Source organism: Azospirillum palustre, assembly GCF_002573965.1.
Taxonomy (GTDB): Bacteria; Pseudomonadota; Alphaproteobacteria; order Azospirillales; family Azospirillaceae; genus Azospirillum; species Azospirillum palustre.
Genome location: NZ_PDKW01000043.1, coordinates 1,104,821 through 1,115,677 on the forward strand (window position 1 = coordinate 1,104,821; position 10,857 = coordinate 1,115,677).

11 protein-coding genes and 2 pseudogenes are annotated in these 10,857 nt (G+C 66.0%); 7 read left to right on the forward strand and 6 right to left on the reverse strand.

Annotated elements, in window-relative coordinates; all coding sequences use genetic code 11:
• The 4 genes and pseudogenes from CRT60_RS37245 to CRT60_RS27565 form a co-directional block, all read right to left on the reverse strand.
• Positions 1-152 (reverse strand): annotated as a pseudogene (locus CRT60_RS37245) (electron transfer flavoprotein subunit beta/FixA family protein); the annotation flags it as partial.
• A gap of 37 nt (positions 153-189) precedes the next feature.
• Positions 190-720: a thioesterase family protein gene (locus tag CRT60_RS27555; RefSeq protein WP_098739677.1), complete on the reverse strand. Its 531-nt coding sequence runs from the start codon at positions 718-720 to the stop codon at positions 190-192.
• A 123-nt stretch (positions 721-843) separates the two neighbouring features.
• Positions 844-1,236, reverse strand: a complete 393-nt coding sequence (locus tag CRT60_RS27560; protein ID WP_098739678.1) for a MerR family transcriptional regulator — start codon at positions 1,234-1,236, stop codon at positions 844-846.
• A gap of 126 nt (positions 1,237-1,362) precedes the next feature.
• On the reverse strand, positions 1,363-3,108 hold the full coding sequence (locus CRT60_RS27565) for a long-chain-fatty-acid--CoA ligase (RefSeq protein WP_098739679.1): 1,746 nt from the start codon (positions 3,106-3,108) through the stop codon (positions 1,363-1,365).
• Between the two features lie 170 nt (positions 3,109-3,278).
• Here CRT60_RS27565 and CRT60_RS27570 point away from each other — a divergent pair, with 170 nt between their 5' ends.
• The 3 genes from CRT60_RS27570 to CRT60_RS27580 are packed head-to-tail and all read left to right on the forward strand — an operon-like array spanning position 3,279 to position 4,589.
• Complete coding sequence (locus CRT60_RS27570) at positions 3,279-3,581, forward strand: SCP2 sterol-binding domain-containing protein (protein WP_098739680.1); 303 nt, start codon at positions 3,279-3,281, stop codon at positions 3,579-3,581.
• A gap of 45 nt (positions 3,582-3,626) precedes the next feature.
• Complete coding sequence (locus CRT60_RS27575) at positions 3,627-4,283, forward strand: DUF6134 family protein (RefSeq protein ID WP_098739681.1); 657 nt, start codon at positions 3,627-3,629, stop codon at positions 4,281-4,283.
• A 21-nt stretch (positions 4,284-4,304) separates the two neighbouring features.
• Positions 4,305-4,589: a DUF1488 family protein gene (locus CRT60_RS27580; RefSeq protein WP_098739682.1), complete on the forward strand. Its 285-nt coding sequence runs from the start codon at positions 4,305-4,307 to the stop codon at positions 4,587-4,589.
• A 24-nt stretch (positions 4,590-4,613) separates the two neighbouring features.
• Here CRT60_RS27580 and CRT60_RS27585 read toward each other — a convergent pair whose 3' ends face one another.
• Positions 4,614-5,105 (reverse strand): flavin reductase family protein, encoded by a 492-nt coding sequence (locus tag CRT60_RS27585; RefSeq protein ID WP_098739683.1) that lies wholly within the window; start codon positions 5,103-5,105, stop codon positions 4,614-4,616.
• A gap of 358 nt (positions 5,106-5,463) precedes the next feature.
• On the opposite strand from CRT60_RS27585, the gene CRT60_RS27590 reads away from it, so the two are divergent.
• The 4 genes from CRT60_RS27590 (at position 5,464) to CRT60_RS27605 (ending at position 10,065) form a co-directional block, all read left to right on the forward strand.
• Entirely contained in the window at positions 5,464-6,600 is a 1,137-nt protein-coding gene (locus CRT60_RS27590) for a flagellar motor protein MotB (protein ID WP_098739684.1), read from the forward strand.
• A gap of 288 nt (positions 6,601-6,888) precedes the next feature.
• On the forward strand, positions 6,889-8,271 hold the full coding sequence (locus CRT60_RS27595) for a circularly permuted type 2 ATP-grasp protein (protein WP_244592932.1): 1,383 nt from the start codon (positions 6,889-6,891) through the stop codon (positions 8,269-8,271).
• Positions 8,268-9,245: an alpha-E domain-containing protein gene (locus CRT60_RS27600; protein ID WP_098739686.1), complete on the forward strand. Its 978-nt coding sequence runs from the start codon at positions 8,268-8,270 to the stop codon at positions 9,243-9,245. Before CRT60_RS27595 ends, CRT60_RS27600 begins: the two co-directional genes overlap by 4 nt.
• 70 nt (positions 9,246-9,315) lie before the next feature.
• The gene (locus CRT60_RS27605) at positions 9,316-10,065 is read left to right on the forward strand and encodes an arginyltransferase (RefSeq protein WP_098739687.1); all 750 of its coding nucleotides are present in this window, start codon (positions 9,316-9,318) and stop codon (positions 10,063-10,065) included.
• 49 nt (positions 10,066-10,114) lie between these two features.
• Here CRT60_RS27605 and CRT60_RS37600 read toward each other — a convergent pair.
• A pseudogene (locus tag CRT60_RS37600) lies at positions 10,115-10,857 on the reverse strand (methyl-accepting chemotaxis protein); the annotation flags it as partial.

The following is a 10,857-nucleotide window of genomic DNA, read 5'->3' on the forward strand; positions in this document are numbered from 1 at the left end:
TCCTTCAGGCGCACGGCTTCTTCGACGGCGATCTCGTCGAAGGGGTTCATGCTCATCTTCACGTTGGCGGTCTCGACGCCGCTGCCATCCGCCTTGACGCGGATCTTCACGTTGTAGTCGACCACTCGTTTAACGGGCACCAGCACCTTCATGGGAGTGTCTCCTCTCGGATGATGTTCTTGTTAAGGTTCAGGCAACAGCGGACAGGGCCTGTCCACGCAAAGCCGCGACCGCATCGGGGAACGGCGGGGACGCGGCCGTGGTGCCGAGCGCTGCCAGCACCTCGGCCGGGGCGACCACGCCGGTTGCGCCGACGAAAGCTCCCTGGACGACGGCCAGCGCCGCCAGCCCGCCGCGTGTTTCCATGCGGTGTTCGATGAAGATGTATTTGTCGTCCCAGCACAGAACCCGGCTGACCAGGGTGAAGCGCTGGAACGGCCGCAGCGAGCGGCGGTAGCGGATGGTCGCTCCGCCCAGCACCGGCTGCCAGCGGTTGCGCAGGATCGCCGGACCCAGCCCGACCCGGATCATCAGGTCGGTGCGCCCCAAATCCATCACGCTGAAATAGCGCGCGTTGGTCATGTGCAGGTTGATGTCGAGGTCGGTCGGCCAGACCCGGAACCGCAGCGCCGACGGATCGAGCAGCCCGGCGCGGCGGCCGCGCCACGCGGCGACTATGGCGGCGACGGCAACGGCCAGCAGGCGGAAGATCAGGTTCATACCCGGCCTCCTGTCCCGCCATTCGTCCTGAGGGCATCACAGGCCACTCGCCGCAATCGCTGTCCCATCATGCTCCGATCCCCCTCATAGGGCCGACCGGAGCGCCGGGGGGCGCCCGACCGGTCAGCTGTCCTTCGCGGCGGATTTCTGTTCCGCCAGGGTGTTGTTGACCTGCTCTTCGATGTCGCGCAGCTCCTGCACGGTGGCTTCCAGGTCTTCGCGCTGCTGGGCGAGATCCTTCAGCCGCCTCTGCACGCGCTTCAACAGGTTCCTCTGCTGCTCGACCCCGCCATTGACGTTGTAGAGGTCGAGATACTCGCGGATTTCCGCCAGCGAGAAGCCCAGGCGCTTGCCCCGCAGGATCAGCTTCAGCCGGGCGCGGTCTCGCTTCGTATAGACCCGGTTGTTGCCGACGCGGTTGGGCGCCAGCAGTCCCTTGACCTCGTAGAAACGCAGAGCCCGCGGAGTGATGCCCAGCTCTTCCGCAAGCTGGTTGACCGTGTAGAGCTGTTCCATCCCTGGGAAGGCCTTTTTGTTCGTGTTCGGCACAGTGCGCCTTCCGTTTGGTAGCACAGCTGCCGTGGCGTGATAAGGCTTCCCTTTACGTCCAGGTCACGGTGGCAACTCAGCCGGAAGTTGGGGTCATGCTCCGTTCGACAGGGCCTGCCGAGCCTCGGCGATCAGTTCCTTCTTCGACAGTTTGCCGACGGCGGTCTTGGGCAGCTCGTCGCGGAACTCGATGGCTGTCGGCATCTCGATGCGGGAGATCTTGTCGCGCAGGAAGTCGCGCAGCGCCTCCACCGTCATGCTGGCGCCCGGCTTCAACTGCACGAAGGCCTTCGGCGTCTGTCCGCGGTAATCGTCGGGCAGACCGATGACGCAGGCGGCAACCACGTCGGGGTGCTGGTAGATCGCTTCCTCGATCATGCGCGGATAGACGTTGTAGCCGCTGCAGATGATCAGGTCCTTCAACCGGTCGAGCAGGAAGACGTAGCCGTCCCCATCCATCGTCCCGACATCGCCGGTCAGCAGGAAGCCGTCGATGACGGTGCGGTCGCTCTCCTCTGCCCGGCCCCAATAGCCGGCCATCACGTTGGGGCCGGCAATCGCCACCTGACCCTTCTCGCCGATGCCGAGCTTGCGGGTCGGGTCCTCAAGGTCGCGGATCTCGATGGAGATGCCGGGCAGCGGCAGGCCGATCGACCCTTCCTTGTTGACGCCGCTCAGCGGGTTGGCGGCGCAGACGGGCGAGGCTTCCGACAGGCCGTAGCCTTCGATCAGCACGCAGCCGGTCGCCGTCTCGAACTGGCGCTTCAGTTCCATCGGCAGCGGCGCGCCGCCGGAGATGCAGTAGCGGATCGAGGTCATCGGATAGCGGGCGACCTGCGGGTGGCCCAGCAGCGCCTTGTACATGGTGGGCACGCCGGGGACGAGCGTCGGCTTGCGCTTGGCGATGGTCTTCAGCACCTGTTCGGTCTCGAAGCGCGGCAGCATGATCAGTTCCGCGCCGCAGGCCAGACCCATGTTCAGCACCACCGTCATGGCGAAGACATGGAAGAAGGGCAGCACGGCGAGCATGCGCTCCTGGCCCAGCGCCACGGTCGGGAACCAGGCCTGGACCTGCCGGGCGTTGGACAGCAGGTTGTGATGGGTCAGCATCGCGCCCTTCGGCACGCCGGTTGTGCCGCCGGTGTATTGCAGCACGGCGACGTCGCGCAGCCCGTCGATCCGCACCGGGCGCAGCGTTCCGTCATTGGTCAGCAGGCTGTTGAAGTCGACATGGCGGTCGTCACGCGGCACGGCGGCAAGCTCGCCGCGCTTCAGCACGCTGAACAGCGCCTTCTTCACCGCCGGCAGGATGGTCGCCATGCGGCAGACGACGATACGCTTCATCGGCGTGCACGCCAGCATCGCGGCGACGCGCGGGTAGATCTGCTTCAGGTCCAGCGTCACCATGATCTCGGTCTGCGAGTCGGTGATCTGGTGCTCCAGTTCCCGCTCGACATAGAGCGGGTTGTAGTTGACGACGGTCCCGCCGGCCTTCAGCACCGCGAAATACGAGATGACGTAGGTCGGGCAGTTCGGCAGGCACAAGCCCACCCGCACCCCCGGCCCGACACCCAGATCCTGGAAGCCGCGGGCGGCGCGGTTCACCAGATCCAGAACCTCGGCATAGCTGTAGCGGCGGCCCAGGAAGTCCAGGCAGGGACGGTCGGCATAGCGCTTGGCCGCCTCTTCGAACAGCATGTGCAGCGGCATCGGCGTGAACTGCTGGTCCCAGGCGATCCCGTTCGGATAGTGCGTCAGCCAGGGATGGGCGGCATCGTCGGCGGCAACGTTTACGGCGGCGGTGGGCGGGTTGGCGCTCTGCGCAAGCGGCTCGGGCATGTTTCGCTCCCCTTGGCGGTGGCGCGTTCCGGATCACCTGGCAGCCTGCACCGAAAGGCGGCATCCGTGGCGGCGGGCGTCTGAAACGCTTTCGTTATGACGTTGACGTAAACGTAATGCACGCCTACTGTCAAGACCAGTCCTACGAACAATCCTGAGGGCACGCTTTCATGGTCGACGACATTTTGCAGGAACTGCGCAGCCGCAGCGGCGACCTGCGCTCGCTCAACGCCTCGGTCCGCTTCCTGCTGGGCAAGGAGGGCGAGGTGATTCGGGTCGATGGCCGTGCCAGCCCGATCAGCATCAGCCGCGAGGATGCCGAGTCCGACTGCACCATCCGCATCTCGCCGGAGAACCTGCAGAAGCTGATCAACGGCAAACTGAACCCGATGCTGGCCTTCACCATGGGCAAGCTGAAGGTCGAGGGCTCGATGGGCGTCGCGATGAAGCTGGCGCAGTTGCTGGACGACTGAGCGGCCGGAAGAGCCGCCAGACAGACCAACCGGGAGGAAACGAACATGACGATGATGCGCAACGACTGCGCCACCCTGTCGGCTGCCCTGATGGCGGCCACCCTGCTGACCGGCCTGCCGGGCTCCGCCGCGGCACAGGGGGCAGCGCGCACGCTGAATTACCAGATCCTGATGGGTGAGGACCCCATCGGCAGCGAGCAGGTGAAGATCGAGCCGCAGGGCGACCGCACCAAGGTCACCGTCACCGCCACCACGCGGGTGAAGGTGCTGTTCATCAACTTCCGCTACGACCACAAGCGGGAGGAGATGTGGAAGGGCGGGGCGCTCGACTCGATGACCGCCACCACCGACGATGACGGCACTCCGCACAGGATCGAGATGGCCCGCGATGCCGGCGGCTACCGCCTGACGGTGGACGGCAAGGCCCAGCAGGCCTCGGCAAGCATTCTGCCGCTGACCCTGTGGACGCCGGACGTGCTGAAACACAGGGAGTTGCTGTCGGTGATCGACGCGGCGCCCTACAAGGTGGCGGCGCGCAAGATCGGGGCGGAGACTGTGGAAGCCGGCGGCAAGGCGCTGGAGGCCGCCCATCACCGCATCGAGGGCGATGTGGAACGCGATCTTTGGTATGCGGCGGACGGCACGCTGCTGAAGACGCGCTTCAAACGCAGCGGCTATGATATCACCTACGTCCTGAAGTGATTCACGCCGATTGAGGACCCGATGCCCATCTTCCTGTTTCCCGACGATCCCATCTGGAACGAGGAGGCCGACGCCGTGGAGTTCGCGGTGCAGGTCGGGGAGTATCAGGGCCGGGTCCTCGTCACCCGCCGCACCTTGCAGGGCATCGTCGGCCACACGCCCAAGCCGGACGAGGCGGTTCAGCAGGTCTGCATGAACCGGCCCCTGTTCGAACGGGCGGCCGAGCAGCGCATCATGGCCCGCGCGCTCGACCCCGATGCCAACATCCACCTGACCGGGCGCGACCTGCACCGCGCGGCGGGGTAGGTCGCGCCCGGCTGAGAACCGCGCTCAGCCCAGGCGGGCGTAGCGGCCGCGGAAATACAGCAGCGGGTCGCCGCTGTCGCGCGAGGCCAGCTTGCGGACGCGGCCCAGCACGATGACATGGTCGCCGCCGTCCAGAAGATGCTCGCGGTCGCATTCCAGCGTGGCGAGGCAGCCGGTCAGCAGGCGGACGCCGCCGCGGCCGCCGGTGGTCTCCAGGCCGGTCCAGCGCTCCTGCAGGTCGCGGCGGGAGAAGCGGTTGGACAGCTCCTCCTGATCGGCGGCCAGGATGTTCACCGCGAAGTGCGGAGCGAGCTTGAAGGCCTCGAAGGACATCGCGGCCCGGCCCAGGCAGAACTGCACCAGCGGCGGGTCGAGCGACACGGACGAGAAGGAATTCACCGTGACCCCCAGCGGCAGCCCGTCGGGCGCGATGGTCGTGATGACGGCGATCCCGGTCGCGAAGCAGCCGAGGGCGGAACGGAACGCAAGGGGATCGATCGGCTGGTCGGTGATCATGACGTCCTGTCGTGTGGGCCTGGATGGGGCAGGGTGAAGGGGCAGAGTGCAGGGGCAGCGTGTGCAGGAAGGCCGGCGTGGGTCACACGCCCTCCGGTGGCGGTGAAGGTGACACACAAGGTAGGAAATACCGGGAATTAATCCAGCACGCCACCCGGTGCAAGCCGCATCTCCACCCCATCGCCGGTGCATCGCCACCCGGTCTCCGGCCCCGACAACGTCGTTAAACGGATCTTAATGAAACCCGGTCAGGGTTCTGCCGCAGTGGTCGGCCGCTGCTTTCACCGCGGCGCCGCGCCAAGAAATCGCATACGGGAAATCGGCCTTCGGGCTGTGAACCATTCGCCACGGCCAGGGCATGAGCGGGAATTCCGGCGGCGACGAGCGGCCGATCATCATCAAGAAGAAGAAGGGCGGGCACGGCGGCCACCATGGTGGCGCGTGGAAGGTGGCCTATGCCGACTTCGTGACCGCGATGATGGCCTTCTTCCTGCTGCTGTGGCTGCTGAACGTCACCACCTCGGACCAGCGCAAGGGCATCGCCGACTATTTCTCGCCGGTATCGGTCAGCCGTGAGCAGTCCGGCTCCGGCGGCATGCTGGGCGGCAAGACGATCACCGTGCCGGGCGCACAGGTCTCTCCCAGCTCGCCGATGTCGGCGGACGTGCCGGTGTCCGGGCCGCCGGGCTATTCGGCGCAGCAGACCGACGATGCCGACGATCCGACCGAATCGACCTCCGGTCCCGGCCAGGGCACCGGTCCCGGAAAGTCGGCCAACGGCGCTGCCCCCGATGCCGACGTCGCCGACCAGAAGCCGAACGAAACCCGCGCCGAGTTCCAGAAGCGGATGGAGGAGATGGCCAAGCAGTTGGGCATCTCCGGCCAGAAGCCCGGCGAGAAGCTCTCCGATTTCGGCGAGCGGGTGAAGGAGGCGATGGACAGCCTCCAGGGCGCTGCCAAGGAGGCCCGCCAGTTCCAGCAGGCCGCCACCGAGATCCGGCAGGCGATCCAGTCGGTGCCGGAATTGGAGCCCCTTGCCCAGAACCTGATGATCGACCAGACCCCGGAGGGACTGCGCATCCAGATCGTCGATCAGGACCGCGTGTCGATGTTCCCCGGCGGTTCCGGACAGATGTATCCGCAGACCCGCCAGCTGGTGCAGCAGGTGGCGAAGGCGCTGTCCAAGCTGCCCAACAAGCTGTCGATCAGCGGCCACACCGACAGCTCGCCGTTCCCCGCCGGGTCCGGCCGCGACAACTGGGACTTGTCGACCGAGCGGGCGAACGCCACCCGTCGCGCCCTGCTGGCCGGTGGCATCGACCCGACGCGAATCCAGGACGTCGTCGGCAAGGCCGACCGCGACCCGCTGGTCGCCGATCAGCCCAACAGCCCGCGCAACCGCCGCATCGCCATGGTCCTGTTGCGCGAGACCCAGGCGGCGCCTCCGGCCGGCGGCCAGTCCGGCGGCGGCGGTGCTCCCACCAAAGCACGATGAGACTTCCGCGCCGCCGGTACTTTGGCGCTAATTTCCGGAAGTGCCCGCGTCCGAATTCTTGCTTTGTCACTGCGTCGCACAACGGGGCGCGCGTTTGCCCTGTTCAAAGCGCGCGGCGATGCGTCATACTTCCTGCACAATGCGACATGGCCGGGGCGATGCCGCCCGGCCCGCGATGATCGGTCAGATACAAGCGCGGGGGAGTCTGTGAGCGTACCCGAGGGCAAACCGTCCGACCTATTGTCATCCTACAATCCTGGCCTGTACTTCGACGAGCTGTTCGGAGCCATGGATTTGCCGGCCGAACATACGGCGCTCATCCGCCAAAGGCTGGCCGCACTCGACTTCGATGAACTGCGCCGCCGCGCGCAGGATGCGGAGCGGGAGCTTTACAATCTCGGCATCACCTTCATCGTCTATTCCGACAAGGACGCCGTCGACCGCATCCTGCCGTTCGACGTCATCCCGCGGGTGATCTCCGCACCGGAATGGCGACATCTGGAGGCGGGCGTCAAGCAGCGGGTCACCGCGCTGAACCTGTTCCTGCACGATATCTACCACGACCAGAAGATCCTGAAGGACGGGGTGATCCCCCGGGATCTGGTCGAAGGGAACCATAATTTCCGCCCGCAGATGATCGGGCTGGACGTTCCCTTCAACACCTACATCCACATCATGGGCACCGATCTGGTGCGCGACCGCCACGGCACGTTCCGCGTGCTGGAGGACAACGGCCGCGTTCCGTCCGGCGTCTCCTATGTCGTGGAGAACCGCCACATGATGCAGCGGGTCTTCCCCGACCTGATGCAGGACATCGGCATCCGCCCCGTGGACAATTACGGCCACAAGCTGCTGGACGCCATGGTGGAGATCGCGCCGGTCGACGATCCGCAGGTGGTCCTGCTGTCGCCGGGCACCTACAACTCCGCCTATTTCGAGCACATCTTCCTGGCGCGCGAGATGGGCGTGCCGCTGGTCGAGGGCCGCGACCTCGTGGTCGACAATGACCGCGTCTTCATGAAGACGACCAACGGCCTGGCCCCGGTCCATTCGATCTACCGCCGGCTGGACGACGCCTTCCTCGATCCCAAGGCCTTCAATCCCGACAGCCTGCTGGGCGTGCCCGGCATCCTGGAGGCCTACCGCAAGGGCAACGTGGCGCTGGCGAACGCCATCGGCACCGGCGTCGCCGACGACAAGGCGGTCTACTGCTACGTTCCGCGGATGATCAAATATTACCTGGACCAGGATCCGATCATCCCGAACGTCGACACCCGCATCTGCCGCGAGCCGGACGCCCTGCAATACACGCTCGACAATCTGGCCGATCTGGTGGTGAAGCCGGTAGGCGAGGCCGGCGGCTACGGCATCACCATCGGCCCGCGCGCCAGCAAGGCGGAGCTGGAGGATTGCCGGGCCAAGCTGCTGGCCGATCCGTCTAACTACATCAGCCAACCGGTCGTCGACCTGTCGGTCTGCCCGACCGTCTGCGACGACGCCATCGAACCGCGCCATGTCGATCTCCGTCCCTTCGCCATCACCGGCAAGAGCAGTTGGGTCCTGCCCGGCGGCCTGTCGCGCGTGGCGTTGAAGAAGGGCACGCTGATCGTCAATTCGTCCCAGGGCGGCGGCTCGAAGGACACCTGGGTTCTGGAAGGTGGTGCGGCATGAACCTGCTGTCCCGTTACGCCGAGTGCATTTTCTGGATGGCCCGCTACATGGAGCGGGCCGAGAATCTCGCTCGCATCCTCGACGTGCACGAGACCTTCGCGCGCGACACCCGCGGGGCCACCAACTGGTTCTCCATCGTCCAGCTGAACGCCGACGAGAAGGACTTCTTCAGCCGCCACGACCGTCCGACGGCGGAGGCGGTGGTCCACTATTACATGTTCGACAGCCAGAACCATAATTCGCTGCTGTCGATGCTGCGGATGGCGCGGGAGAACGCGCGGACGCTGCGCCCCTGGATCTCGACGGAGATGTGGACGCAGATCAACGTGTTCCACAACAAGCTGCTGGAGATGTCGGTCAAGGACGTGGCGGCCCAGAACCTGTCCAAGGTCTGCACCTGGATCAAGGAGGAATGCCAGACCCACACCGGCATCACCGAGGGCACCTTCTACCGCGACCAGGGCTGGTACTTCTACCAGATGGGCAAGTATATCGAGCGGGCGGACCAGACAACCCGCCTGCTCGACATCAAGTACCACACGCTGCTGCCGTCGCCGGTGGAAGTCGGTTCCACGCTGGATGTCAGCCAGTGGACGACGGTCCTGCGCTCCACCGCCGGCTATCACGCCTTCCGCCGGGTCTATCCCCGCGGCATGTCGCCGGCCACCGTCGCCGGCTTCATGCTGTTCAACGAGGGGTTCCCGCGCTCGGTGGTGATGTGCGTGCGGCAGATCGACGGTGTGCTGACGCGGATGCGCTCGCGCTACGATCTGCGTGGCGGGTCGGCGGCGATGGAGCGGGTGGACGAACTGCTGGCCGCCCTGCTGTCCCGCCCGATCGATGCGGTGCTCCGCGACGGGTTGCACGAGTATCTCGACTGGATACAGCTGCAGCTGAGCATCGTCACCACGGAGATCGCGCAAGCCTTCTTCGGCGTCCAGCCTCCTCTGGCAGTTCAGAGCCAGTCGCAGTAAGCTCGGGTCCGGCGGGGGAGGTTCGCACTCCTCCGCCTCCTCGTCACTGTCGTGGTGGTTGTCGCTCAGAATGTCGGTCATCCAGCCGCCGCAGCGTCCATTGCAGCAATTCTTCCGGTCGGGGCCGATGCCCTGCCCCTATCTGCCCGGACGTGTGGAGCGCAAGCTGTTCACCCGCCTGATCGGTCCCTATGCGACCGAGGTGAACTCCACCCTGTCACGTGCCGGTTTCCGCCGCAGCCACGACATCGTCTATCGCCCGGTCTGCCCCAACTGCCAGGCCTGCGTGCCGGTGCGCGTGCCGGTTGCGGATTTCGTGCCGACACGGTCGCAACGCCGGGTGCTGAAGCTGAACGACGGGGTGACGCTGAGCGAACGGCCGGCCTACGCCACGTCGGAGCAGTACCGGCTGTTCTCGTTGTACCAGAATTCCCGCCACGGCGACTCGGACATGGCCCGCATGGCGATGGGCGATTTCGCCGCCATGGTCGACGAGGGCAGGGCGGATACCAACCTGCTGGAGGCACGCGACGAGCGTGGACAACTGGTGGGCTGCATGCTGACCGACCGGCTGTCGGACGGCTATTCGGCGGTCTACAGCTTCTACGACGCAGCCCAGGATCGCCGCAGCCTGGGCACCTTCCTGATCCTGGGCCTGATCGAGCGGGCGCGGCTGGCTGGCATGCCTTATGTCTATCTGGGTTATTGGATCGCCCACAGCCGCAAGATGGCCTACAAGGCGAAGTTCCATCCGCTGGAATGCCTGGGTGAGGATGGCTGGCGCCGAGCCGACATCGTGCCTGACGGCGACGCGGAGTAAGGACATCGCCACCGTCCGTTTCGGCGGCGATGCCCTTTGACACCTGCCGTCAGGCGGCCTTTATGTCGCTCAGGAACTTCTCGACATCGCGGCGCATCAGTTCCGCCTGCTGGGACAGGTCTCCGGCGGCGCTCAGCACCTGACCGGCAGCGTCACCTGCCTCGCCTGCCGCCTGCGTCACCTGGACGATGCTGGTCGTGACCTCCTGCGTGCCGGTCGCAGCCTGCTGGACGTTGCGGGAGATTTCGTTCGTTGCGGCACCCTGCTCCTCGATGGCAGCCGCGATGGCGGTGGTGATGTCGTTGATGCTGCCGATGGTGCCGCCGATGCCGGTGATCGCCGTCACCACGCCCTGCGTCGTCTGCTGGATGGCGCCGATCTGGCTGGCGATCTCCTCCGTCGCCTTGGCCGTCTGGCCGGCAAGGCTCTTCACGTCGTCTGCTGGATGGCGCCGATCTGGCTGGCGATCTCCTCCGTCGCCTTGGCCGTCTGGCCGGCGAGGCTCTTCACCTCGCTGGCGACCACGGCGAAGCCCTTGCCGGCCTCACCCGCCCGTGCTGCCTCGATGGTGGCGTTCAAAGCCAGCAGGTTGGTCTGGCTGGCGATGTCGGTGATCAGTCCGACCACCTCGCCAATCTTCTGCGCGGCTTCGGCGAGGCTGCGGACCGCGTCGCTGGTTTGGCTGGCTTCGCTCACCGCCTTGCCGGCGATGTCGGCGGAGCGGGCGATCTGGGTGCCGATCTCGCGGATCGAACTGGCCATTTCCTCGGTGGCGGTGGCGACGGTCTGGAC